The 22,617-nt window shown below is 60.3% G+C and carries 25 protein-coding genes; 12 read left to right on the top strand and 13 right to left on the bottom strand.

Annotated features, from left to right (window positions below; translation table 11 throughout):
• Positions 1-25: 25 nt before the first annotated feature.
• The gene (rnpA, locus tag ACQY8Q_RS14690) at positions 26-412 is read left to right on the top strand and encodes a ribonuclease P protein component (protein ID WP_068951673.1); all 387 of its coding nucleotides are present in this window, start codon (positions 26-28) and stop codon (positions 410-412) included.
• Positions 412-2,196 carry a membrane protein insertase YidC gene (gene yidC, locus ACQY8Q_RS14685; protein WP_428427244.1) on the top strand — a complete coding sequence of 595 codons (1,785 nt, stop codon included), beginning with the start codon at positions 412-414 and terminating at the stop codon, positions 2,194-2,196. Before rnpA ends, yidC begins: the two co-directional genes overlap by 1 nt.
• A gap of 99 nt (positions 2,197-2,295) precedes the next feature.
• Here the strand turns inward: yidC and ACQY8Q_RS14680 are convergent, their stop codons facing one another.
• Complete coding sequence (locus tag ACQY8Q_RS14680) at positions 2,296-3,174, bottom strand: LysR substrate-binding domain-containing protein (protein WP_428427243.1); 879 nt, start codon at positions 3,172-3,174, stop codon at positions 2,296-2,298.
• A 108-nt stretch (positions 3,175-3,282) separates the two neighbouring features.
• Between ACQY8Q_RS14680 and ACQY8Q_RS14675 the strand changes: the two genes are divergently transcribed.
• From ACQY8Q_RS14675 to ACQY8Q_RS14660, 4 genes are all read left to right on the top strand, one after another.
• Positions 3,283-4,179, top strand: a complete 897-nt coding sequence (locus ACQY8Q_RS14675; RefSeq protein WP_428427242.1) for a DMT family transporter — start codon at positions 3,283-3,285, stop codon at positions 4,177-4,179.
• A gap of 105 nt (positions 4,180-4,284) precedes the next feature.
• On the top strand, positions 4,285-5,202 hold the full coding sequence (locus ACQY8Q_RS14670; protein WP_428427241.1) for a DMT family transporter: 918 nt from the start codon (positions 4,285-4,287) through the stop codon (positions 5,200-5,202).
• 82 nt (positions 5,203-5,284) lie between these two features.
• Positions 5,285-5,938 (top strand): ribosome biogenesis GTP-binding protein YihA/YsxC, encoded by a 654-nt coding sequence (yihA, locus tag ACQY8Q_RS14665; protein ID WP_428427240.1) that lies wholly within the window; start codon positions 5,285-5,287, stop codon positions 5,936-5,938.
• Positions 5,939-6,119: 181 nt separating this feature from the next.
• Positions 6,120-6,659, top strand: a complete 540-nt coding sequence (locus ACQY8Q_RS14660; RefSeq protein ID WP_428427239.1) for a DUF1269 domain-containing protein — start codon at positions 6,120-6,122, stop codon at positions 6,657-6,659.
• A 6-nt stretch (positions 6,660-6,665) separates the two neighbouring features.
• Here ACQY8Q_RS14660 and msrB read toward each other — a convergent pair whose 3' ends face one another.
• Together msrB and ACQY8Q_RS14650 are read right to left on the bottom strand one after the other, a co-directional pair.
• Entirely contained in the window at positions 6,666-7,157 is a 492-nt protein-coding gene (gene msrB, locus ACQY8Q_RS14655) for a peptide-methionine (R)-S-oxide reductase MsrB (RefSeq protein ID WP_428427238.1), read from the bottom strand.
• Between the two features lie 234 nt (positions 7,158-7,391).
• Positions 7,392-7,949, bottom strand: coding sequence for a fasciclin domain-containing protein (locus tag ACQY8Q_RS14650; protein WP_428427237.1), 558 nt, complete (start codon positions 7,947-7,949; stop codon positions 7,392-7,394).
• Between the two features lie 400 nt (positions 7,950-8,349).
• Here ACQY8Q_RS14650 and ACQY8Q_RS14645 point away from each other — a divergent pair, with 400 nt between their 5' ends.
• Positions 8,350-9,504, top strand: coding sequence for an IS4 family transposase (locus tag ACQY8Q_RS14645; protein WP_428423764.1), 1,155 nt, complete (start codon positions 8,350-8,352; stop codon positions 9,502-9,504).
• Between the two features lie 221 nt (positions 9,505-9,725).
• Here ACQY8Q_RS14645 and ACQY8Q_RS14640 read toward each other — a convergent pair whose 3' ends face one another.
• Together ACQY8Q_RS14640 and ACQY8Q_RS14635 are read right to left on the bottom strand one after the other, a co-directional pair.
• Positions 9,726-10,448 carry an anti-sigma factor gene (locus ACQY8Q_RS14640; protein WP_428427236.1) on the bottom strand — a complete coding sequence of 241 codons (723 nt, stop codon included), beginning with the start codon at positions 10,446-10,448 and terminating at the stop codon, positions 9,726-9,728.
• The gene (locus ACQY8Q_RS14635; protein WP_318414359.1) at positions 10,445-10,984 is read right to left on the bottom strand and encodes a sigma-70 family RNA polymerase sigma factor; all 540 of its coding nucleotides are present in this window, start codon (positions 10,982-10,984) and stop codon (positions 10,445-10,447) included. Before ACQY8Q_RS14635 ends, ACQY8Q_RS14640 begins: the two co-directional genes overlap by 4 nt.
• 184 nt (positions 10,985-11,168) lie before the next feature.
• Between ACQY8Q_RS14635 and argB the strand changes: the two genes are divergently transcribed.
• Positions 11,169-12,056 carry an acetylglutamate kinase gene (gene argB / locus ACQY8Q_RS14630; protein ID WP_426124084.1) on the top strand — a complete coding sequence of 296 codons (888 nt, stop codon included), beginning with the start codon at positions 11,169-11,171 and terminating at the stop codon, positions 12,054-12,056.
• A 101-nt stretch (positions 12,057-12,157) separates the two neighbouring features.
• On the opposite strand, the gene ACQY8Q_RS14625 is transcribed toward argB, so the two are convergent.
• Positions 12,158-13,114 (bottom strand): IS110 family transposase, encoded by a 957-nt coding sequence (locus ACQY8Q_RS14625; RefSeq protein WP_428423744.1) that lies wholly within the window; start codon positions 13,112-13,114, stop codon positions 12,158-12,160.
• A gap of 8 nt (positions 13,115-13,122) precedes the next feature.
• On the opposite strand from ACQY8Q_RS14625, the gene ACQY8Q_RS14620 reads away from it, so the two are divergent.
• The gene (locus tag ACQY8Q_RS14620; RefSeq protein ID WP_113313656.1) at positions 13,123-13,209 is read left to right on the top strand and encodes a DUF2180 family protein; all 87 of its coding nucleotides are present in this window, start codon (positions 13,123-13,125) and stop codon (positions 13,207-13,209) included.
• 292 nt (positions 13,210-13,501) lie between these two features.
• Here the strand turns inward: ACQY8Q_RS14620 and ACQY8Q_RS14615 are convergent, their stop codons facing one another.
• Genes ACQY8Q_RS14615 through ACQY8Q_RS14605 form a run of 3 tightly spaced genes read right to left on the bottom strand, consistent with a single transcriptional unit; the run spans position 13,502 to position 16,316 of the window.
• Positions 13,502-14,269, bottom strand: a complete 768-nt coding sequence (locus tag ACQY8Q_RS14615; RefSeq protein WP_428427235.1) for an isocitrate lyase/PEP mutase family protein — start codon at positions 14,267-14,269, stop codon at positions 13,502-13,504.
• Entirely contained in the window at positions 14,266-15,345 is a 1,080-nt protein-coding gene (locus ACQY8Q_RS14610; protein WP_428427234.1) for a bifunctional transcriptional activator/DNA repair enzyme AdaA, read from the bottom strand. The genes ACQY8Q_RS14615 and ACQY8Q_RS14610 overlap by 4 nt, the downstream gene beginning before the upstream one ends.
• 56 nt (positions 15,346-15,401) lie before the next feature.
• Entirely contained in the window at positions 15,402-16,316 is a 915-nt protein-coding gene (locus ACQY8Q_RS14605) for an EamA family transporter (RefSeq protein WP_428427233.1), read from the bottom strand.
• Between the two features lie 212 nt (positions 16,317-16,528).
• Here ACQY8Q_RS14605 and ACQY8Q_RS14600 point away from each other — a divergent pair, with 212 nt between their 5' ends.
• Both ACQY8Q_RS14600 and ACQY8Q_RS14595 read left to right on the top strand, forming a co-directional pair.
• Complete coding sequence (locus tag ACQY8Q_RS14600) at positions 16,529-17,242, top strand: pyrimidine 5'-nucleotidase (RefSeq protein ID WP_428427232.1); 714 nt, start codon at positions 16,529-16,531, stop codon at positions 17,240-17,242.
• Positions 17,243-17,381: 139 nt separating this feature from the next.
• A complete protein-coding gene (locus ACQY8Q_RS14595) occupies positions 17,382-17,897 on the top strand; it encodes an EF-hand domain-containing protein (RefSeq protein WP_428427231.1) in 516 nt (171 codons plus the stop codon).
• A gap of 264 nt (positions 17,898-18,161) precedes the next feature.
• Here the strand turns inward: ACQY8Q_RS14595 and ACQY8Q_RS14590 are convergent, their stop codons facing one another.
• From ACQY8Q_RS14590 to ACQY8Q_RS14575, 4 genes are all read right to left on the bottom strand, one after another.
• Positions 18,162-19,529: a PepSY-associated TM helix domain-containing protein gene (locus ACQY8Q_RS14590; RefSeq protein WP_428427230.1), complete on the bottom strand. Its 1,368-nt coding sequence runs from the start codon at positions 19,527-19,529 to the stop codon at positions 18,162-18,164.
• A 62-nt stretch (positions 19,530-19,591) separates the two neighbouring features.
• Complete coding sequence (locus ACQY8Q_RS14585) at positions 19,592-19,996, bottom strand: hypothetical protein (protein ID WP_428427229.1); 405 nt, start codon at positions 19,994-19,996, stop codon at positions 19,592-19,594.
• 127 nt (positions 19,997-20,123) lie between these two features.
• A complete protein-coding gene (locus tag ACQY8Q_RS14580) occupies positions 20,124-20,561 on the bottom strand; it encodes a pyridoxamine 5'-phosphate oxidase family protein (protein WP_428427228.1) in 438 nt (145 codons plus the stop codon).
• 91 nt (positions 20,562-20,652) lie between these two features.
• Entirely contained in the window at positions 20,653-21,552 is a 900-nt protein-coding gene (locus tag ACQY8Q_RS14575) for an LOG family protein (RefSeq protein ID WP_428427227.1), read from the bottom strand.
• A 206-nt stretch (positions 21,553-21,758) separates the two neighbouring features.
• Here ACQY8Q_RS14575 and dapD point away from each other — a divergent pair, with 206 nt between their 5' ends.
• Positions 21,759-22,616, top strand: a complete 858-nt coding sequence (dapD, locus tag ACQY8Q_RS14570; protein ID WP_428427226.1) for a 2,3,4,5-tetrahydropyridine-2,6-dicarboxylate N-succinyltransferase — start codon at positions 21,759-21,761, stop codon at positions 22,614-22,616.
• Position 22,617: the final 1 nt, after the last annotated feature.

The following is a 22,617-nucleotide window of genomic DNA, read 5'->3' as shown; positions in this document are numbered from 1 at the left end:
CTGTTTCCGGAAGGAGCGCGGGCGAATGACATCACCCAAGCCTAAATCAACTGCCGGGCGGCTGAAAAGCCGGCCGCAGTTTCTTGCCGTGCGCAAGGGAGAGCAGCGGAAGGGGCCGTTGTTTCTTCTGGAAGTTCTTGATCGCAACGAGCCTGACACCGCGCCACGCGTCGGTTTCACCGTCACCAAGAAGCATGGCAATGCCGTCGAACGCAACCGGATGCGCCGGCGTCTGAAAGAAGCGGTGCGACTTTCCGCCGGATTTGCAATGAAGCCCGGACTTGACTATGTGATTGTCGCCAGACGCGACCTTTTGAACGCGCCCTTCGAGCGGATCGGCAAGACCCTCTGCGAGCGGATCGAAAGCAAGCAAAAATATTCACGGCCACCGGCCGGCTCCAGGAAAGAATGATGGAAAAAAACCGCAACTACTTCGTGGCGATCGGGCTATCAGTGCTCATCCTGATTGCCTGGCAATTTCTCTATGTGAATCCGAAGATAGAGAAAGAACGGATTGCGGCGGAAGCCCATCAGAAGATCACCCAGCAGAACCAGCCGGCCGGTACGCCTGCCGTTCCGGGCCAGGCCCAACCGGCCCAGGGTGCTGTCCCAGGTGCTGTTGAAACCCGTGACCAGGCGATCGCCAAATCCGCCCGTGTTTCCATCGACACGGCAGCGCTGATTGGCTCGATCAACCTCACCGGCGCACGCTTCGACGACCTGAAGCTCAAGGAATACCACGAGACCGTCGACGACAAGAGCCCGTTGATCACCCTGTTCAGCCCCTCCGACACGCCGGACGGCTACTTTACTGAACTCGGCTATATCGGTAACGAGGCATCAGGCACCGTTCCTGGCCCAACCACGGTCTGGACGGTCAAGAGCGGCGACAAGCTGACAACCGCAACGCCTGTCGTGCTGACCTACACCAACGAGAAAGGCGTGGTTTTCACCCGCACGATCTCGATTGACGAACATTTCATGTTCCAGGTCGCCGACACGATCACCAATGGCAGCGGCGCTCCGGTATCACTGTCCAACTATGGCCGCGTCACCCGCTTCAACAAGCCGACCACCCCGAGCGTCTACGTTCTGCACGAAGGCTTCATCGGTGTCATCGGCGAGCATGGCCTGAACGAAGTTGCCTATAGCAAGGTGGAAAACGACGTTCCTGCCAAGCACGAGAAGGCAACGACCGGCTGGCTCGGCATTACCGATAAGTACTGGGCCGCCACCATCGTGCCGCCGCAGAACCTGGCCTACGAATCCAAGTACGAACACTTCACCGATGGCCGCCCGCGCTTCCAGGCTGATTACAAGCAGGATGCCGTAACGATTGCGCCCGGCCAGTCCACAGACCTGAAGACGCTGGTTTTTGCCGGTGCCAAGCAGGTCCCGCTGGTTGACGGCTACGAGAAGTCCTACTCGATCCCGCAGTTTGACCTCCTGATCGACTGGGGCTGGTTCTACTTCATCACCAAGCCGATGTTCAAACTGATGGACTTCTTCTTCCGTTATTTTGGCAATTTCGGCGTTGCGATCCTTCTGACCACCATCGTCGTCAAGCTGCTGTTCTTCCCGCTTGCCAGCAAGCAATACGCTTCCATGGCGAACATGAAGAAAGTTCAGCCGAAGATGGAGGAACTGAAGAAGAAGCACGGCGACGACCGCATGGCGTTGCAGCAGGGCATGATGGCCCTCTACAAGGAAGAAAAGATCAACCCGATCGCCGGTTGCTGGCCGATCCTGTTGCAGATTCCGGTGTTCTTCGCGCTCTACAAGGTGATCTACGTCACCATCGAAATGCGCCATGCACCATTCTTCGGCTGGATCCAGGACCTTTCGGCGCCGGATCCGACCTCGCTGTTCAACCTGTTCGGCCTGCTGCCTTACGACGTACCGCATGCGCTGGTTATCGGCGTCTGGCCGCTGATCATGGGCATCACCATGTTCCTGCAGATGCGCATGAACCCGACGCCACCGGATCCGACCCAGGCGATGCTGTTCACGTGGATGCCGCTGGTCTTCACCTTTATGCTGGCCAGCTTCCCGGCCGGTCTGGTGATCTACTGGGCCTGGAACAACACGCTGTCGATCACGCAGCAGGCGTTCATCATGAAACGCCACGGCGCCAAGGTCGAACTGATCGACAATCTCAAGGGATTGTTCACACGGAAACCGAAACCGGCCAAATAGGCCGGATCGAGGCGAAAATCACAAACCCCGGGTCGACTGATCCGGGGTTTTTTCTTGGCCAGAACACGCCCTTGGCGTTTCGGCCAGCTTAGCTCACAGCTAGATCATCCGTTGCATTTCCTCGCCGAGCCACTTGCGGAATTTCCGGGTCATGCGGTTTTCGTGACGCTGGAAGACCACCCGGTAGTGACCGAGGTCCACCGGCCCGAAGCCAGGCAGGACCACCAGCCCGCCAGACCGGATTTCACGCTCCGTCAGGAACGCAGGCGCAAGCACCATGCCAAGCCCCGCAGTCGCCGCGTGCAAGGCGGCATCGTCGGTGTCGAACACATGCTGGATCTGTATGGCGCTGCGCTCGAGGCCAAGCGTGCGCGTCCACAGCGCCCAGTCCCAATTGTCCACCGCACATTGCAGGGCTGGAACCTTGCCGAGATCACCTGTCTCCCCATACCCGACCGCAGCCAGAAGCGCTGGCGATGCGACCGGACGGCTCATATCGGCGGCAAGCCATTCTCCGTCGGCGGGGTTTGTGCCAGCACGATGATAGGAAATCGCCAGATCGCCGGAGCCCAGAGAGATACTGGAACCGGTTTTCGTCTCGACACGAACACGGGCGGCTGGATTGAGCGCCTTGAACCGTTCCAGCGCCGGAATCAGCCAGCGAACGGCGAGCGAGATCGATACACGAACGACAATTTCATTCTGATCGCGGCTGAGCGCTTCGGCCGACCGGTCGATCGCAGCAATCGCTGCGGCGGCATCATCGTGGAATCGGCGTCCCGCATCCGTCAACTCGAGGAAATTGTGGCTCCGCTTGAACAGCGCCACGCCCAGTTCGCCCTCCAGCTTCTTGAGCTGATGACTGACGGCGCTCGGGGTGACGCCGATTTCTCCGGCGGCCTGCACGATACTGAGATGACGCGCTGTCAGGACAAAAACCCGCACGGCATTCAGCGAGACACTGCGCTTGTTCTGCATCGAAAATACTCATTCAGGGTTCAAAAATCGAATTTGCAATGCGGTGCGCCGATTTGGCAAGAGTTTCGATTGAAACCATTGAAAGTTATGGCCTTGCGGAAAAGTCTGTTGAACTCGAATGCCGAAGCCATGATCTGGGTCGTGCTCGGCACGGCGTTATTTTCCTTGATCTTCGCCTCGGGGAAATTCGGTGGCGACAGCATGTCCGTGCTGCAAATCCAGTTCCTGCGGTACATCAGCGGTTTTGCGACACTACTTTGCGTGGTTGCCTGCAAACGGGACAGCTTGCGCGTCTATCGCAGCGCCCGGCCGTTTTCGCATGCCATGCGCGCCGCGTTCGGTGTCTCCGGTGGTTTCGCGCTGATCTATTCCTCGGCGGCGATGCCGATTGTCGATGCAACGGCACTCGGTCTTCTCTATGTGGTTTTCATCATTCCGCTCGCCGTTCTCGTCCTCAAGGAGACCGTGACCAAGCAGCATATGGTCGGCATTACGCTGAGTTTCGCCGGCGCCGGTTTCATCATGATCTCACGCGGCGCCTTCACCCAGTTCGAACCCGCCTATCTGATGCCCGCGGGCATTGCCGTTCTGGGCGCTGCCCTGCTCGCCATCGAGGGCCTGATGATCCGTGTCCTGTCGCATGCCGACCGGCCGCTGACGGTGCTGCTCTATGTCAACGGCTTCGGCATCCTCTTCCTAGCTCTTCCGGCGATACTGACCTGGAAGCATGCGTCGTTGTCCGCCATGGCGCCGTTTCTGCTGCTCGGCCCCATCGCGGTGGCAGCGCAATATTGTGTCGTGCGCGGATACCGGCTTGCCTCGCTGGCGATCGTCGGCCCGGTCGATTATGCGTGGCTGGTCTTTGCCGCAGTCATCGGCTTCCTGTTTTTCAACGAAATCCCAACCACCGGCGTGCTGGCAGGCGCGGCAATCATCGCCATCGGCGGCGTGGTGCTTGCCGTTATCAAGCCCGAACCGGAAGCCGCTGCGGTCGAGGATCGATAGCAGCGGGCACATGCGGAGAATGTTTGCGACAACACCCTGTCGCGGATACCGGCGCACGCAAGACTGTTCGATTCTACATTAGGATACCGCAACCGGATTCCCGTCATGTCGCAGCCCTCAACCCTGCAGCAGTCCGTAACCACCGGCCAACACAGTGCCACCCAGGGCGCCACACTGGTGCTCGGCTCCGCCATCGTCTGGAGTTTTGGCGGCACGCTGGCGCGCTTCCTGTCGATCGAGGATGGCTGGACCATCGTGTTCTGGCGCTCGTTCTTCGCCGCCGTCTTCCTCATCGGCTTCATGCTTTTGCGCGGCGGGCCACGCGGCACCGTCGCGCTGTTTCGCAACATGGGCCTGCCGGGCATCGCGGTCGGCCTGTGTTTTGCCATCGCCTCGACCTCGTTCATCCTGGCGCTCGCCTATACCACCGTCGCCAATATCGTTCTCATCCAGGCCGGCGTGCCGCTGATTGCTGCGCTGATCAGCTGGATCGTCTTTCGCGAACGTGTGTCCCTCCTCACCTGGCTTGCCATCGCTGCCGTGATCGGCGGTGTCGCGATCATGGTGTCGGATTCCATCGGCGGGGCGGTCTCGCCAATCGGCGATGCGCTGGCCGTCCTGATCGCCTTCGTCTTCGCGCTCGCCACCATCATCACCCGCCGCTACGCGCATGTGCGCATGACGCCGGCCGCCTGTTTCGGCACCATCGTTGCCGGTACGGTCTCAGCCATCATGGCATCGGGCTTCAGCGTCACGCTGCCGGAACTCGGCATTCTCGCGACATTCGGTGCTCTCAACTTCGGCCTCGGCCTCGCATTCTTCGTCACCGGCGCCCGGCTTATCCCGTCGGCACTCGCAGCCCTTCTCGGCACCGCCGAGACGATCCTGGCGCCGCTCTGGGTCGCGTTAATCCATGGCGAGATCCCCAACCTCAACACTATACTTGGCGGAACGGTAGTGCTGGTTGCCCTGCTTTCCTATCTCAGCGTCGAGATGTGGCGTCAGCGGCGCGTTGCCATTTAAGCAAATTCGCGAAAATCGCGAGTTTTCTTGACATGGCGGCACAAAACCTTGAAGTCCTGAACAAAAGCCAAGGACAGACACCATGACAGACGCCACGCAGCAGGACGACAAGCCCCTTTTCGGGCGGCCATGGGTATTTATCCGTGGCGTGCCGTCGATGAAGTTCCTGCCGCCGGAAGGTCCGCTGGAGATTGCCTTTGCCGGCCGCTCCAATGTCGGCAAGTCGTCGCTGATCAATGGGCTGGTCGGGCAGAAGGGTCTTGCCCGTACGTCGAACACGCCGGGCCGCACCCAGGAGCTCAACTACTTCGTTCCGGACGGCTATTCCGGCCAGCCTGGCGACCTGCCGCCGATGGCGCTCGTCGATATGCCCGGCTACGGCTATGCGCAGGCGCCGAAGGAGCATGTCGATGCCTGGACCAAGCTGGTCTTCGACTATCTGCGCGGCCGCTCGACGCTGAAGCGTGTCTACGTGCTGATCGACAGCCGTCATGGCATCAAGAAGAACGACGACGATGTGCTCGACCTGCTCGACAAGGCAGCCGTGTCCTATCAGGTCATCCTCACCAAGACCGACAAGATCAAGGACCCGGCGGTTCCCCGGCTGATTTCCGAGACGCTGGAAAAGATCAAGAAGCGGCCTGCAGCCTTTCCGGAAGTCCTTGCGACCTCGTCCGAGAAGGGCCTTGGAATGGAAGAGTTGCGCGCCGCCATCCGCGTCGCCATCTCGACCTGACCCAAATCGGCTTCATATTCTGATTTGAAGCATGCCATTTGCGCAATTTGCTGTGCGATTTTGCGCGGCATGCTTTAATTGCAGCTGTCACACTACCCAGACAGGACATGTGCTCTATGTTCACGCGCGGGGCGGCCTTTCGGCGACCTCCAATGCGTTGAGCGTTCAAGGAGAAAACAACATGTCCGATCTGATTGTGGTGGGTTTTGACAGCACCGAAGAAGCCGACAAGGTGCTTCTGAAGCTGAACACGCTGAAGAAGGAATACCTGATCGACCTCGAGGACGCCGTCGTCGTCGTACGCGACGAGACGGGCAAGGTGCATCTGAAGCAGAGCATGAATCTGACGGCTATCGGTGCGACATCGGGACTTCTCAGCGGCTCGCTGTGGGGTGGCCTTGTTGGTCTGTTGTTCCTCAATCCGCTTGCCGGCTTCGCCATTGGTGGTGCGATTGGCGCCGGCACCGGCGCGCTGTCGGGTTCGCTTGCCGATTACGGCATCGATGACGACTTCATCAAGTCGCTTGGCGAAACTATTCCCAACAACTCCTCGGCGCTGTTCGTGCTGGTCCGCAAGGTTCAGCCGGAGAAGGTTCTCGCCGAGTTTCACGGTTTGCGCGGCAAGGTGTTGAAAACCTCGCTGTCGCCGGACCAGGAAGCCAAGCTCCAGGCCGCACTATCCGACACTCAGCCGGCCGCTGCGGCTCCAGGCACCCTCTAACAGCGATCAGGCAGCCGATGCGGGCGTGAATGTCATTGCCATCCCGTTGATGCAATGGCGCATGCCGGTCGGCCGCGGACCGTCGTCGAAGATATGGCCGAGATGGCCGCCGCACCGGCTGCAATGACATTCGGTGCGGGTCATGAACAGCGACGTATCCTCGCGCTTGCCCACCGCATTCGGCAACGATTCCCAGAAGCTTGGCCAGCCCGTGCCGCTGTCATATTTGGTTTCCGATGAATAGACCGGCAGATCGCAACCGGCGCAATGGAACATGCCCTTGCGCTTCTCGGTGTTGAGCGCGCTGGTGAACGGCCGCTCCGTGTCTTCGTGGCGCAGGATCTGGTACTGCTCGGCGGTGAGGAGCGCCTTCCATTCCGCATCGGTTTTCGTCACCTCGAACGTCTCGGCAGCGATGGCTTCAGGCCTGAACCCGCGAAACGCCGCAGTCGCAGCAATGGCTACTCCGGAAAGAAGAAAGAAGCGTCGGCTTGTCATGATACTCTCCCGTCTGCCGAATGGCCTCGGCAACGCCTGAAAGCTAGTGTGGTGCTCATCCAACTGCAAAACAAATGCCGATCAATCCCGCGTGAGCAACAGCTTGTATACGAACTAAAAAGGCCACCGGAGAGTGAAAACCGGTGGCCTTGAGGCCGGAGAGGACTTGATCCCCGGCCCGGAGCCGAAAATGCGTTGAGGATGCATCCGGGCCCCAAACCACATGGGCTTGGATCAGGACTTCGGCAGCAGGACCTTGTCGATCACGTGGATGACGCCGTTCGACTGTTTCACGTCGGCAATGGTGACATGTGCCACACCGCCGGTTTCGTCGGTCAGGGTGATCTTGCCGCCCTTGTCCTTGGCCTTCAGAATGCAGCCGCCGACCGTCTTGACGTCATGGGTGCCGCCGTCGTCCTTGACCATCTTGGCAATTGTCGCCGCCATCGCGTCTGCCGCGACGACATGGCAGGTCAGGACCTTGGTGAGCATCGCCTTGTTTTCAGGCTTCAGGAGTGTGTCGACCGTACCGGCCGGCAGGGCTGCGAATGCTTCGTTGGTCGGTGCGAAAACCGTGAACGGGCCTTTGCCCTGAAGGGTTTCGACGAGACCGGCAGCTTTGACGGCGGCAACCAGCGTCGTGTGATCCTTGGAATTGACGGCGTTTTCGACGATGTTCTTGTTGGCATACATCGGCGCGCCGCCGACCATCGGATTTTCAGCATGAGCTGCAAAAGTGCCGGCGGCCAGTATCGAAGCGACGGTGACCGTGCGCAGCATGGACTTGAACATTTCTATTCCTTCCTGTTGATCTCGCGGACCCGCGAAGGCGGGCCTCTCCCAATTTTTCTGGAATTCGTGTTCTCTGCGCAGAGGACAAAACAAGGAACGGAAGGGTGTCCGAAAGAGTTTCAGGAAAATTCACGTTTCCCCAAATATTTGATTTTCTATGTTTTTATGACAAGTACGATCGTCTACAGACAAAAATGCTGCACTCTTTCAAGCGCAGCAAGTGACCTGCTTACAAACCGTGAATACGATTATCTCGCGAGAGCGGCACCCCATTCTTCGTCATCCTCGCCCTTGTGGCACTGCTGTCCGGTTTAAATTTTGTAGACATGGTGCACGGTGTTGATTCTACTCGTATTCGAGCGTTTGGCGACGATCTCGAACACGAAGGAGGAGCAACCCCGTGCGGCATCACAATAGCGTCTTTCATGATCTTTTGAAGCGCGTTCCATGGTCGGCTTTTGACAGGCTTGTGGAGGAACATGGGGCCGACAAACATGTTCGGCGGCTCTCGACGCGGACACAGTTGATCGCCCTTTTGTACGGCCAATTGGCCGGTGCGGTGAGTTTGCGCGAGATCGCCGGCGGTTTGGAAAGTCATGCGGCGCGTCTTTACCATCTCGGTGCGCGTCCGGCCTCGCGCTCGACGCTTGCCGACGCCAATGCGAAGCGTTCAAGCGCGGTGTTTGCCGGCCTGTTTGCTGAACTGGTGGCAAGGGCAGGACGCGGCCTGCGCCGGGCGGCCGGTGAGGCCACCTATCTGATCGACGCGACTGGGGTCCGCCTGAGTGGAGCGGGAAGCGACTGGGCGCGGTTTTCCCATCAGGCCTGCGGTGCCAAGGTCCATATCGTCTATGATGCGCTGGCCGAACGGCCGATCTACGCGGCGGTGACGCCTGCCAATGTCAATGACATCACCGCAGCCAAGGTCATGCCGATCGAAGCGGGCGCCACCTATGTCTTCGATCTCGGCTATTATGATTTCGGCTGGTGGGCCAGAATGGACAAGGCCGGATGCCGGATCGTCACGCGGTTCAAGTCGCATACGCCGCTGGCCGTAACGCGCGAACAACCGCTCAACAGCAACGGCACCATCCTGTCCGACCGCATCGGCCTGTTGCCAGCCCGCCAGGCGAAAAACCGCAAGAACCCGTTTGGCGATCCCGTGCGCGAGATCAGTGTCAGGACACAAACAGGCAAGGTTTTGCGGTTGCTCACCAACGATCTCGATGCGCCAGCGGACGAGATCGCCGATCTCTACAAGCGCCGTTGGGCGATCGAACTGTTCTTCCGCTGGGTCAAGCAGACGCTAAAGATCCGGCATTTTCTCGGCAATAGCGAGAACGCGGTCCGTATCCAGATTGCCGCCGCCCTCATCGCCTATCTGCTGTTGCGCATGGCCCAGGCCGATCAGACAAACGTCCAGAGTCCGCTCGCCTTCGCCCGCCTCGTGCGCGCCAATCTCATGCATCGCCGCCGAACCGACAGCCTCACAAAGCCACCACCCAGCCCATCAAACGACACAGGACAGATGACCTTGAGCGGGTTGGGATTTTAAACCGGACAGCAGTGCCCTTGTGGCGGGGATCCAGTGACCCGACGTCTGTCGGGTCAAAAGACTCTTTCAGCTCAAGGACTTGAACTGGCTGGATTCCTGTGACGAGCACAGGAATGACGGAGGGTTTGGCAATTGCATGGTTTCCCAAGTGATCTGCAAAATGGTCAGAAAACAACTTAATCAGCATTAAGTAAGATTAGACTTACAGTGGACGGTGAAGGTTAAGGCAGGCGTGTCTTGCCAACGGCAACCACCGGGCCGGTTGCCGTGCCGGTCGGCGAGCCGCCGAAGGGCTCGACGCTGACGGCGAGCGTGACGCCTTCGCCGAATTTCGAGCGCAGCTCCGGCGGAATGATGATCTCGCCTTCGCCTGTCTGCGGCAGGATGCCCAGCGACCTGGCCGGATTGTCGCCCTCGATCAACCAGAGTTCCAGCGACTTGGCTTCCGCCTGCTTTGCAGCCACCGGCGTTATTTTCAGCGCGCCGTTGCCAGCATCATATTGTGCCAGAAGATTGATCGTCGTGCTGGCATCGCCAGTCAGTTCAGCCACCAGCGGCTTTGTCTGGCTAACGGGCGTCAAGATGCCGGAAGAGAATGTCGCAACGGTGACAAGACCCGCCACCGATGTCAGCGTCAGCACACGCCAGAGCGCCAGCGAATTCCAGAACCCGCCTGCGGCAACAACTGGTCTCGCCTGCTCAGCAAACAGGCGGCGCTCGACGGCGACCAGCACCTGCGGCGGCGGAGTAATGGGCTCATAAGCATCGTTGAAAGAGGTGAGATTGCTCTGCCAGTGATTGACCATGGCCGCAAACGCACCATCGAGAACGATACGCGCCTCGACCTTTCGGCGATCGTCGGCAGACAGAACACCCAGCACATACTCGCCCGCAATCACCTGGTCGCGACGGGAATCTCCGCTTTCGGGGTTCTGTGTGGTCATCGCTCCATGCACTCTCTGAGTTTCAACAGGCTGCGGCGCAGCCATGTTCGCATCGTGTTCAGCGGCGTGCCGAAAAGTTCGGCCAGTTCCTGGTAGCTCAATCCCTCGACATAGGCCTTGCGCACGGCATCGGCGCGGTCTGCCTCGAGTTCATTCATGCAATTGTCGATCCGCCGGCCCTCCGCCGTATTGATGGCGGTTTTTTCCGGGTCTGGCGCAGAATCTGCCAGATCATAAGCCTCGTCAATCGTGTTTGCCACCGGCTTTCGCGCCCGCAGGTGATCGATCGCATGATTGCGCGCAATCGCCGAAAGCCAGGACATCGGATTGGTGTCGCCGCTGGCATAACGGTCCGCCCGCTGCCATATCTTGATGTAGATTTCCTGCAAGGCTTCTTCCGCTTCCGTCCGGTCTCTCAAGATACGGACGCAAATGGCAAAAAGTTTCGGGCTTGTTTGCCGGTAAAGAGCGGAGAACGCCGCGCGGTCCCTGAGCGAGACCCGGCCGATCAGCGTGGAGATGTCGTCTGTGGTCATTGATACTCCGGTCCTCGTCCTCAATCGCGAACATAGAGCACAAGGCTGGGGATAAAAAGGGGAGTTGCACGAGATTAAAACGGTTGCAGCAACCTATGTCACACCGGCTTTATCTTTGCCCCGGATCATTCCCTCCAGGGGAAACTTGCGCTAAACAGCACCCGGCTAATTTCGAGGTATTTCCATGTCCGCATCCGAAAGCGAAATCCAGGCAAATCTTCTCGCCAAGGCGCTGCCCTATATGCAGCGCTACGAGAACAAGACGATCGTCGTCAAATATGGCGGCCACGCCATGGGCAATGCCGAGCTTGGCAAGGCCTTTGCCGCCGATATCGCGCTTTTGAAACAGTCTGGCGTCAACCCGATCGTCGTGCACGGCGGCGGCCCGCAGATCGGCGCGATGCTGACGAAAATGGGCATCGAATCGAAATTCGAAGGCGGTCTGCGCGTCACCGACCAGAAGACCGTCGAGATCGTCGAGATGGTTCTGGCCGGCTCGATCAACAAGGAAATCGTCGCGCTGATCAACCAGACCGGCGAATGGGCGATCGGCCTTTGCGGCAAGGACGGCAACATGGTCTTTGCCCAGAAGGCCCGCAAGACCGTCATCGATCCCGACAGCAACATCGAACGTGTGCTCGACCTCGGCTTCGTCGGCGAAGTGACGGAAGTCGACCGCACCCTGCTGGATCTTCTCGCCAAGTCCGAAATGATCCCGGTCATTGCCCCGGTCGCCCCCGGCCGTGACGGCGCCACCTACAACATCAACGCCGACACTTTTGCTGGCGCCATTGCCGGTGCACTGAACGCAACCCGCCTGCTGTTCCTTACCGACGTTCCCGGCGTGCTCGACAAGAAGGGCGAACTGATCAAGGAACTCTCGGTCGCGGAAGCCCATGCCTTGATCAAGGACGGCACGATTTCCGGCGGCATGATCCCCAAGGTCGAAACCTGCATCGAAGCGCTTTCCCGCGGGGTCGAAGGCGTCGTCATTCTGAACGGTAAGACGGCACATTCGGTGCTGTTGGAGATCTTTACCGAGCATGGTGCGGGAACGCTGATTGTTCCGTGAGGGGCGGCAGATAGGTCGACTAAGTTCGCCGAAAGCCGCCGTTTTTGGCCCGGCAGGCGCCGTCGAAGTGACGGATCGCAGCCCCCACTTCCGTCATCAAGTCAGTTGTCGGGGGCCGCTTGGGCGTCACGTATTCTTGCATTTGCGATAGTGATGATCTTCCGCATGATGGCGCCGAGCGCCAGGCGCTTTGGTTTTCCGGCGGACAGGAAGGCCTTGTATGCGGTGGCGAGCGGGTTGTCGCCACGGATGGCAGTGAGGGCTGCGATGAACAGTGCTGGCCGGAGATGCCGGCGTCCGCCGCAAACTGCCCGATAGCCATTCAGCTTTCCACTGTCTCTGGGATGCGGCGCGCATCCGGCCAGACTGGCCGCCTGCCGGCGGTTGATGCTGCCGAGTTCTGGCATGGCGGCGATCAGAAGTGCTGCGATGGTGGCGCCGATGCCGGGCACGGAGCGCAAAGCCTTTTCACGGCGCCGCAGCCCGGTGTCATCGCGGATGAGAGTTTCGATCTGCGCCTCGATGAGAGCAATGCGTCGGTCGAGCTCGGCGATATGGTCTTCGATATCGGCTGCGATCATGGCACTGCGGGGCGCCTTGAGCCGGTTTTTTTCCTGAACCCGCATGGCAACGAGATCGGTGCGGCGGGCACTCAACAGCCGCACCTGGCTCTGGCTGGCCTGCGGCGGCTGCCAGCGGACCAGGGTTTGACTGCGGTCGAGGCCATACTGCGCCAGCCAGCGCGCATCGATGGCATCCGTCTTGGCCCGCTTGCCGAAGGAACGGATATAGGCCTTGACCTTGGCGGCGTCGGCGCGGTGGGCGGAAATTCCAAGCGCCATCAGCACGGCAAGTACCTGGTCCTCATATCCCCCGGTTGCCTCGCAGACCGCCAGAATGTCTGTCCGTCCGCCATAGGCCTGAAGGGCAGAATGCAGGGCGTCGCGGGTATTGCCGATCGTCAGGGGGTGGCCAGTCAGGCTGTCGAACAGGGTGACGCTGTCACAGGACACGTCGAGACCGAGAACGGACTGGATTTTGTCATCGTCTGTCATCATGATGCTCCATGCTTTGCATTGTCTGCGGGCGCATCGTCGCGATGGCCCATTCAAGTCAGCAAGCGATGCGAGGCTGGAGCGGCAGTGTCCCCTGATGACGGCGGTCGCAAGGACCTATTCCTGTACGGGCGCCTGCCGCGGCGATCCCCGGGATGGCCATCCCGGGGATCGCATCGCCAACCTCAAGAGCAGTAAAGCACGAAAGTCACAGACAATTCCTGTGCCTGTCACAGGAATCCAGCCACGCGACGTCCGTCGCGTGAAAGAAGTCTTTCAGCGGCGCAGACGCGCCGCTACTGGATCCCCGCCACGCGGGCGAGGATGACGGGAGTGGGGGGCGCTGCTCCCAAAACCGATGCACGGCGCGCTCCGCAAAGCCCAAGCCCCTCAGCGCGCCTGATAAATCCCGCTCGCCTCACCTTTCAGCCACTCTATCATCGCCCGGTAGGGCCCCGGCCCATAGCTGATCCGCGCCACACCCAGTCCGGCCAGCGCTTTCACATCCATGCCCGGCCGCATCATGATGTTGACCGGCAGCGCCACCGCCTCGCAGACCCGTCCGATCAGGTCCGGGTTCGATAATCCCGGCACGAAGAAGCCGCTGGCGCCAGCCTCGGCGTATGCCGCCGCCCGCTCGATCGCCTCGTCGACCAGCGGTGCATGCCGTACAGGATCGGAGAGTTTTAGGAAAAGGTCGGTACGGGCATTGATGAAGAAGGGAATGCCCTTTTCGTCGGCCTTGGCCCGGATCGCCTTGGTCCGCGCGGCCTGCGCCTCAAGCGTGTGCAGCCCGCTACCGCCGACCACCTGATCCTCAAAATTGATGCCGACGGCGCCGGTATCGATGACATGGCCGACATTCTCAGCGGTGACGTCAGCATCTTCGGCGTAGCCACCCTCGAAATCGATCGACACCGGCAGATCAGTGGCAGCAACGATGCTGCGGGCAATATCGACGAGCTGCTGCATCGGGATTTGCTGGCCGTCGCCATAACCGTTGGCATCAGCGACCGACCAGCTTCCGGTTGCCAATGCCTTGGCTCCGGAGGCCGCCACGGCCTTTGCCGTGCCCGCATCCCAGATATTGTAGAGCACCACCGGATCGCCCTTGCGGTGCAGTTCCTTGAAGGCCTTTGCCTTGTCCGTCTGGTTCATCGTCTTTCCTCCGAAAACAATCCTGTGGGCCTCATCCTGCCTTCATGCCGCAAAAGCCACTGCTTGCGCCAGATGCCGCCGCCATATCCCGTCAGCGAACCGTCTGAACCAATGCAGCGGTGGCAGGGAATGACAATCGAAATCTGGTTGGCGCCATTGGCCTTGGCAACCGCCCGGACGGCCTTCATCCTATCCACTTCGCAGGCAATATCACCATAGGATAGTGTCTCGCCCGGCGGAATATCCTGCAGCCTTGCCCAGACCTGCTTCTCGAACGCCGTCCCGTTCAGAGCCAGCGGCGTCTTGAACGCGCCTGGCTTTCCAGCGAAATAGTCCGAAAGCTCAGTTTCGATCTGCGCGATCGGCGGCGTCTTTCCCGGTGCAACGGAAGAGCGCGTGTTCTGTTTCAGCTTTTCCATCTCGGCCGGCAGCCCCTTGCGGTCGTGAAACTCCAGCAGATGCAGGCGTGTCTCGTCGGCCACCGCGACCATCGGCCCAAGCGGCGTTTCCATCCAGTCGGCATAAAGCAGCGTCCGGCCCTGCGACATCGCCGGTGCTCCGCCGATCAGCCGGGCGAAGGCGGCGCGAAAGCCGCTTGGCGATTCGTAGCCCGCCTCCATTTGCGCATCGATGACGCGGCCACCTTCGGCCAGATGCCGCGCCGCCGCCCCGAGCCTGCGATGCCGGGCGAGATCGAGGAAGGTGATGCCGAGATGACGCTTGAAGGCCCGGCGCACGGTCGAAGGATCATAGCCGCGCCGGATCAGATCGGTCTCCGTCCAGCGCCGTTCCGGATCGGCGTCGAGCGCCTGCATCAGGCCGTCAACGATCGCGTCCTTGCCGCCAGCCGTTTCCAGCGGGCGGCAGCGCAGGCAGGGCCGAAAACCCGCGTCCAGACAGGTGCCGATCGAATCGACGAAGATGGTGTTCTCCCGCCGGGGCTTTCGCGCCGGGCACGAGAGGCGGCAGAAGATGCCGGTGGTTTTGACACAGACGAAGGCCGAGCCTTCATAGTCGGTGCTGCGCGACAAAAGCGCGTCATAGAGGGTGTCTTCAGGGGGGAGATCAAACAGCATGATCCCTTTTACCACCGCAGCATTTTACGCGCCGCCGAAAATCGGGCGCCTATTCTTTAAAGGATCAGCAGCATCACCACGCCAAGCACGATCAGCAGGCAGCCGAGAACCTCCAGCTTGTTGATCCATTCGCGGAAGATGAACACGGCGGACGCAAAGGTGAACAGCATTTCCACCTGTGCCACCACCTTGACGATGGCCGCCTGCTGCAGCGTCATCGCCATGAACCAGCCGAAGGAGGCCGAGGCTCCGGCAAAGCCGACCAGCAGGCCCGGCCGCCAGGCCTTGACCACCCGTTTCAACTCGTCCGGCTCGCGCATCAGGATCCAGACCAGCATCGTCACCGTCTGCAACAGGATGACGAAGCCGAGCGTAAAACTCGCCTGCATGACGAAATCCGACTCAGGCAGACTGGGAGCGAGCGCCAGCGAGGCCGAGCGGTAGGAGACGGCCGAGAGGCCAAAGAACGTGCCCGACAAGAGCCCAATGCCCGCCGTCTGGGTGAATACCGACGTCACCAGAGACTTGACGCTGAGCGGCGTCCTTGCCACCGAAATGATCATCACGCCGACAACGGAGATGGCGATGGCGACCAGCGTTCCCCGGCTTGCGGCCTCACCGAGAAAGATCAGCGCAAACAGCGCCGCCTGCGCCGGCTCGGTGCGCGAATAGGCGGTACCGACGGCAAAGTTGCGGAAGGAAAACAGGTGTACGAGCAGGAAGGTCGCGGCGATCTGCGACAGCCCGCCGATCACCGCCCAGAGGAAGAAATGCGCATCCGGAACCGGCAGCGGCCGGTCGAACCCGCGCCAGAGGACCGCCAGATAGATCAGCGCGAACGGTACGCCGTAACCAAAGCGCACGAAGGTCGCCCCGGTCGTGCCCATCACGCCCTTCAGGTGTTTTTGCATGGCGGAGCGGATGTTCTGCAGGAAGGCAGCCGCGATGGTGATGACGATCCAGGTTTGCATCTTTGCGGGCTAGCATGCCGCAGCGCCGGAATCCATCACCGCCCAACGGTAAACCTTCACTTGTCGCGCTTACGCAACAACACCGGTAGCGGCCTGGCAGCGGGCCGTCGAAATGGCCGTTGACGAGGAAATCGCCTTTGCCGCCCGCCTGGCCTGGCCGTGTGCGCATATTTCCCATTTGCCTCCGCTGCGACCCATGGCATAACGCGCCCATGACCCAGCTCGACCGCCTGCCGACCCAAGCCGATTTCGCCCATGTCACCGATTGGGTGTTCGATCTCGACAACACGCTTTATCCGCATCACGTCAATCTGTTCTCGCAGATCGACCGCAACATGACGGCCTATGTCGCAGCTTTGCTGACGCTGGACCCAGTGGCGGCCAAGGCGTTGCAGAAGGAATATTATCGCGATCACGGCACCACCCTGCAGGGCCTGATGATCCACCACGGCATTGATCCCAACGAATTTCTGCAGAAGGCGCATGCAATCGACTATTCCGTCGTTCCGGCCGATCCGGCGCTTGGCGAAGCCATCAAAGCGCTGCCGGGCCGCAAGTTCATCTTCACCAATGGCAGCGTCAAGCATGCCGAGATGACGGCGCGTGCGCTCGGTATCCTCGATCATTTCGACGATATTTTCGATATCGTCGCCGCCGAATATGTGCCCAAGCCCGCCGGTGATACCTATCACAAGTTCATGAGCCTGCACCGGGTCGACACCAAGCATGCAGCCATGTTCGAGGACCTGCCACGCAATCTGGTGGTGCCGAAGACGCTGGGCATGAAGACGGTTCTCCTGGTGCCGCGCAATTTCGAATACGAGTTTGCCGAAGCCTGGGAAAAGACGGAGGACGGAGCAGCACAGGTCGATTACGTCACTGAAGACCTGACAGGCTTCCTCAACCGGCTTCTGTCCGAGGGCTGACATCGGCCTTCGGAACACAGTTTCGACATGGAAAAACCCCTTTCCTGTCAAAGGTTTAAATTACCAAAGTTTAACTGGCGATCCGCGTCAGGCTGTCTATCTTCCACTCAGGGACAATGATCACTGAAAGGATTTCGACATGCGCAAGAACACTTTGATTCTCGGAGCCGTCGCCGCCAGCCTCGTGCTCACCGGCTTTGTAGCCCCCACCTTCGCCGCCAAGCAAAAGCCGACGCCGGAGCAGCGGAGCGAATGGATGATCAAGCGTTTCGATACCAACGGCGACAACAAGGTCTCGCTGGACGAGTTTCATGCCGGCACGGCAGCAGCCTTCAAGACTTTCGATGCGGATGGCAACGGCCAGGTTACCCGCGAGGAAATCAAGGCGCAGCGCAAGGCTCACGGCCAGGAATGGCGGACTGCCAAGGAAAAGACCGGCGCTGACAAGACTGCTGCGATGGAAAAGCTCAGGGAAGCACGACCGATGCTGCCCGGCATCCGGCATAAGGGCTTCAAGCGCGCCGATACCGACAAAAACGGCTCGCTCAGCCTGGCCGAAGTGACAGCGCGGGCCGACGCGATGTTCAAGCGCCGCGACACCAATGGCGACGGCGTCATCGACGCCTCGGACTTTACCAAGACCAAGAAGATCTGATTGTTATCGCCCCGGCCGACGAACGGCCGGGGCGTTCAGACTACTGACGAACCCTGAAGCCGATATTTGACGAAAGCTTCACCCCATTCTCCGTCATCCTCGCCCTTGTTGTGGGGATCCAGCGACCCGACGTCCGTTGGGTCAAAAGACTTTTTTCAGCTCAAGGACTTGAGCTGGCTGGATGCCCGCCACGAGGGCGAGCATGACGGAGAAAATTAGGAGCCGCCCTACAGAGATTGCAGTTCGTCAGCATTCAGCGCCCGTTCAAGCGAACCGGATCGCCCGCCGGAAGTGCGGATAGCTCCAGTCCAGCACCAGCATCACCACCAGTGAGAGACCGACCAGCGGAAAGATGATGCCGCCGATGGCCAGGAGCGCGATCAGGCCGCGAAATACCCGCTTGTCCGAAGGCATTGGCGGCACGCCCAGCGAGCCTTTTGGCCGGCGCTTCCACCACATGATACCGGCCGACACCGCCAAAAGCACGATGGCGAGGCAGGCAGCAAGCAGCCCCAGCTGGTTGGCGAGCCCGAATTGCTGGCCCATATGAACGTTGATGCCCCATTCCAGCGCCCGGCCGACCGGGCCGTAATCCGCATAGCTCATGTCGATCAGCGGCTTGCCGCTATACTGGTCGAGATGCACCACCCGCTGCTGCGCAACATCGTCCGGATAGACGGAACCGGTATAAACACCTTTCGCCGTCGCCGGAATATTGACGGCATAGCCGTGGTGCAGGCCGAGTCCGTCGAAAGTGGCAACGGCCTGATCGAGACCGATCGGCGTGGCGCCCTGCCCAGTTGATTCCGGCACCTGTGCCTGCTCCAGCGACCACGTCGTCTTGGCAACATGATCGAGATGCTCGCCGGACATCGGCACGCCAGTGCGCACGCCGGCCGGATAGCCGAAATTGCTGCCATTGGCCCATTCATTGACCTTCTCGCCCCAGACGCCGGACCAAGGCATGCCTGTCACCGCCAGAAAGACGATGAAGAAGCCGACGAAAATGCCGCTGACCGCATGGGTGTCGCGCCAGAACACCCGCCGTTTCGGCGTGCCGCGCACACGGAGCACCCCGCCCGTCTGGCTGCGCGGCCACCAGAGGTAGATGCCGGTGGCGACCAGAAGCACCGACCAACCTGCGGCGATCTCGATCAGCGACCGCGCAAACGAGCCGAAATATTTGAGGCTGTGCAGCGTGCGGATGGTCCACATGATGGTGCCGCGATCAGGAAGCGCGCCCAGCACCTTGCCGTCATAGGGATTGACGTAAACAGCCAGTTTTCCGGCCGTTGACGAATTGACGGTGATCTCGACCGAATCCACCGGCGAAGGCGGGTCGGTATATTTGACCGCCTTGCCGGGATAGGCGGCCAGCGCTGCTGCGACCATCGCCGAGGGTGCGGCTGTGACGGTGTTCTCCTGAACCTCGACCCGTTTCAAGTCCGCGTAAACAAGACCATCGATCTCGTCGCGGAACAGGTAGAGCGCGCCAGTGACGGCCAGCGTGATCAGAAAGGGCAGGACCAGAAGGCCCGCATAGAAATGCCAACGCCAGACGGCGCGGTAAAGGTCGGACGGCGAACGCACCGCAACAGCGGCGTCGGCGCGGCCGATGGTGAAATCGGACATGGGTATCTCCAGATGAGCAAAGATAGCGGCCGCCGCCTCGCGAGCGGCCATAATTCAAAACGTCATGCGGAGATGGACGGAGGCGCCCTGGCTTCAGCGAAGAAACTGCGAAGAACAACCCGTGGCACAGGCTTTGCGGCGAAGTAGACGTCAGCCACGACGCCGGAAACGGGAGTGACGATATCGATCGAACGGCCGGGCAAGGCGGGCGTATAGCCAGCCGCCAGCTGGCACAGCGTGCCGCAGAGGTCGCGCGCTGCCTTGGACGGCCCGCCGTCCGGCAAGCTCTGCTGCGGCCCGTCCTGATGTCCAATGCAGAGGATGTTGAACGGATCGACGGCAGCACTTGCCATCGTTCCATGCGCAACACCGGAGAGAAGCCCCTGCATCAAGAGCATAGCAGCGAACAGCACGGCAATCGCGCCGGCCGACACTCCATCTCTCAAGACAAGCCGCAGGGTTTTCATCCCGGCTCATTGCCATAGCTGCGACCGCCTGTCACTGCGACACAACGCCAGTTACGGGAATTTTGCTGAGGTCTTCAAACGCTGATCGCTGAGGGACCGATCAGCGCAAATCGGACCGGCCGGCGTCTCAATGACGCCGCTTAGCACCGGTCAGCTTGATCTCGCCCTCATCCTCGCCGTCCCAGTAATGCGCCCTGACGGCGCTGACCTTGATCAGGACCAGACCCTTGGTATTGACGCCGTCCTTGAACCACTCGTCGAGATCCTTCGTCCAGTGTTCCTTGAACACGCCCTTGTCCTTGATGACATCGGCCTCGCCTTCGACCGCGACCATGAAGGCCTTCTTGCCCTGAAAGGACAGGGCAACTTTCGAGTTGCGCTTGATGTCGTCGACCATGCGCGATTTTTCCCAGGTGAAATAGTAGGAATCGCCGTCGTAATCGACTTCACCATTGTTGCTCATCGGACGCCCGGCGATGGCGCCGCCGTCGGTATGGGTCGATAGCATGGCGATATCGATATCGCGCATTTTGGAGGCTATGTCGGAAAGGCTCTTCGAAGGCATGATCGTCTCCCGTGTCGATGAATGACGGGAAAACGCAGCCCGCGCCGATTGGTTCAAACGCGGGCTGGAGAAGATGGGATTGTGATCGATTTTACCGCGCGCCGGATGCCACCGGCACCGTGGCCGGATCGACCGTCTCGTAGAATTTCGCGATGATGTCCCAGGCCTCGTCGGCAGTTTCGACGAACTGGATGAGATCGAGATCATCCGGCGCGATGGTGCCGAAATCGGCCAGAGCCTGGAAATCGATGACGCTGCGCCAGAACTTCTCGCCGAACAGGATCAGCGGCACCAAAGCCATGCGGCCCGTTTGCATCAGCGTGATCGTTTCGAACAGTTCGTCAAACGTGCCGAAGCCACCCGGAAAAACCGTGACGGCCTTGGCGCGCAACAGAAAGTGCATCTTGCGGATGGCAAAGTAATGGAAGTTGAACGACAGGTCCGGGGTCACATAACGATTGGGCGCCTGCTCGTGCGGAAGCACGATGTTCAGCCCGATCGATGGCGCGCCGATGTCGTCGGCACCACGATTGCCGGCTTCCATCACGCCCGGTCCACCGCCGGTGGTCACGACATATTCCTTGTAGCCGGACTGGGCCGAATGCAGCGAGCAGAGGCGGGCAAATTTGCGCGCCTCCTCGTAGTAAACCGAGGCGGCTGTCAGGTTCTGGCGCTGGGTGTCGTTCTTCGCCGCCCAGGCATCGCCGCCCGGCTCGGGAATGCGGGCACCGCCAAACATCACCACCGTCGAATTAATGCCGCGTTCGGCCATGATCATTTCGGGCTTCAGCAGTTCCAGCTGCAGCCGCATGGGGCGCAGCTCTTCTCGGCCCATGAAATCATCGTCCGTATAGGCGAGCCTGTAGGAGGGTGACATCGATTGTGGTGTCTGCGGAACGCCTGCCGCGCGCTGGCGGGTCTGCTGGCTATCGACCAAAGGGTCCCAGACCCCATCCTTGCGCCGCAGATTCCGCTTCTTCATTCTTGTCATGTCAAACTTTCCTGCCGCAAACCGACAGCAAATCATCGCTGCCGGATGCTCCTTTCAACATCCCGGTCGCTACGGATCAAATCACCCGTGCCCATTCCGGGACATACAGCTTCATCCAGCCCAGACCGCAACCGAAAACCACTTCAATTTTTCGGGATCATGCTCTAGAGCAGATTACGATAGCCGCCGAAGTTTAAGGAATTCCGATGACGACCCATGATCTCGCCTCCCTGTCGCAGACCATCGACACCGCTTTTGACAACCGCGATACCGTCACCATCAACACCAAGGGCGAGATCCGCGATGCGGTGGATACGGCACTTGACCTGCTTGACGGCGGCAAGGTGCGCGTGGCCGAACGCGGCACGGACGGCAACTGGACCGTCAATCAATGGCTGAAGAAAGCCGTTCTCCTGTCGTTCCGGCTGAATGACATGGAAGTCGTCAAGGGCGGCTCTGGCCAGTCCACCTGGTGGGACAAGGTTCCTTCGAAATTCGAAGGTTGGGGCGAAAACCAGTTCCGGCAAGCTGGCTTCCGCGCCGTGCCGAACGCGATCGTTCGCCGCTCCGCCTATATCGCCCCCAACGCCATCCTGATGCCCTCCTTCGTCAATCTCGGCGCCTATGTCGGCGAAGGCACGATGGTCGATACCTGGGCAACGGTCGGTTCCTGCGCCCAGATCGGCAAGCATGTGCACCTGTCCGGCGGCGTCGGCATCGGCGGCGTGCTGGAACCGATGCAGGCCGGCCCAACGATCATCGAGGACAATTGCTTCATCGGCGCCCGCTCGGAAGTGGTCGAAGGTTGCATCGTCCGCGAGGGCTCGGTTCTCGGCATGGGCGTGTTCATCGGCAAGTCGACCAAGATCGTCGATCGCGCCACCGGCGAAGTCACCTATGGCGAAGTGCCGCCCTATTCCGTCGTTGTAGCCGGCTCGATGGGCTCCGGCGCTGTCATGCCGAACGGCGTGGTTGCCCCGAACCTCTACTGCGCCGTCATCGTCAAGCGCGTCGATGAAAAGACCCGCTCGAAGACCGGCATCAACGAACTTCTGCGAGACTAAT

The sequence above is a fragment of the Pararhizobium sp. genome (assembly GCF_965279435.1).
GTDB lineage: Bacteria > Pseudomonadota > Alphaproteobacteria > Rhizobiales > Rhizobiaceae > Pararhizobium.
This window is presented reverse-complemented; position numbering and strand designations above follow the sequence as displayed.

Bases quoted from the DNA above. Each gene is read 5' to 3' on its own strand.
- rnpA (WP_068951673.1), top strand. From the start codon at position 26: ATGACATCACCCAAGCCTAAATCAACTGCCGGGCGGCTGAAAAGCCGG.
- yidC (WP_428427244.1), top strand. From the start codon at position 412: ATGGAAAAAAACCGCAACTACTTCGTGGCGATCGGGCTATCAGTGCTC.
- ACQY8Q_RS14680 (WP_428427243.1), bottom strand. From the start codon at position 3,174: ATGCAGAACAAGCGCAGTGTCTCGCTGAATGCCGTGCGGGTTTTTGTC.
- ACQY8Q_RS14670 (WP_428427241.1), top strand. From the start codon at position 4,285: ATGTCGCAGCCCTCAACCCTGCAGCAGTCCGTAACCACCGGCCAACAC.
- yihA (WP_428427240.1), top strand. From the start codon at position 5,285: ATGACAGACGCCACGCAGCAGGACGACAAGCCCCTTTTCGGGCGGCCA.
- ACQY8Q_RS14660 (WP_428427239.1), top strand. From the start codon at position 6,120: ATGTCCGATCTGATTGTGGTGGGTTTTGACAGCACCGAAGAAGCCGAC.
- msrB (WP_428427238.1), bottom strand. From the start codon at position 7,157: ATGACAAGCCGACGCTTCTTTCTTCTTTCCGGAGTAGCCATTGCTGCG.
- ACQY8Q_RS14650 (WP_428427237.1), bottom strand. From the start codon at position 7,949: ATGTTCAAGTCCATGCTGCGCACGGTCACCGTCGCTTCGATACTGGCC.
- ACQY8Q_RS14640 (WP_428427236.1), bottom strand. From the start codon at position 10,448: ATGACCACACAGAACCCCGAAAGCGGAGATTCCCGTCGCGACCAGGTG.
- ACQY8Q_RS14635 (WP_318414359.1), bottom strand. From the start codon at position 10,984: ATGACCACAGACGACATCTCCACGCTGATCGGCCGGGTCTCGCTCAGG.
- argB (WP_426124084.1), top strand. From the start codon at position 11,169: ATGTCCGCATCCGAAAGCGAAATCCAGGCAAATCTTCTCGCCAAGGCG.
- ACQY8Q_RS14625 (WP_428423744.1), bottom strand. From the start codon at position 13,114: ATGATGACAGACGATGACAAAATCCAGTCCGTTCTCGGTCTCGACGTG.
- ACQY8Q_RS14620 (WP_113313656.1), top strand. From the start codon at position 13,123: ATGCTTTGCATTGTCTGCGGGCGCATCGTCGCGATGGCCCATTCAAGT.
- ACQY8Q_RS14615 (WP_428427235.1), bottom strand. From the start codon at position 14,269: ATGAACCAGACGGACAAGGCAAAGGCCTTCAAGGAACTGCACCGCAAG.
- ACQY8Q_RS14610 (WP_428427234.1), bottom strand. From the start codon at position 15,345: ATGCTGTTTGATCTCCCCCCTGAAGACACCCTCTATGACGCGCTTTTG.
- ACQY8Q_RS14605 (WP_428427233.1), bottom strand. From the start codon at position 16,316: ATGCAAACCTGGATCGTCATCACCATCGCGGCTGCCTTCCTGCAGAAC.
- ACQY8Q_RS14600 (WP_428427232.1), top strand. From the start codon at position 16,529: ATGACCCAGCTCGACCGCCTGCCGACCCAAGCCGATTTCGCCCATGTC.
- ACQY8Q_RS14595 (WP_428427231.1), top strand. From the start codon at position 17,382: ATGCGCAAGAACACTTTGATTCTCGGAGCCGTCGCCGCCAGCCTCGTG.
- ACQY8Q_RS14590 (WP_428427230.1), bottom strand. From the start codon at position 19,529: ATGTCCGATTTCACCATCGGCCGCGCCGACGCCGCTGTTGCGGTGCGT.
- ACQY8Q_RS14585 (WP_428427229.1), bottom strand. From the start codon at position 19,996: ATGAAAACCCTGCGGCTTGTCTTGAGAGATGGAGTGTCGGCCGGCGCG.
- ACQY8Q_RS14580 (WP_428427228.1), bottom strand. From the start codon at position 20,561: ATGCCTTCGAAGAGCCTTTCCGACATAGCCTCCAAAATGCGCGATATC.
- ACQY8Q_RS14575 (WP_428427227.1), bottom strand. From the start codon at position 21,552: ATGACAAGAATGAAGAAGCGGAATCTGCGGCGCAAGGATGGGGTCTGG.
- dapD (WP_428427226.1), top strand. From the start codon at position 21,759: ATGACGACCCATGATCTCGCCTCCCTGTCGCAGACCATCGACACCGCT.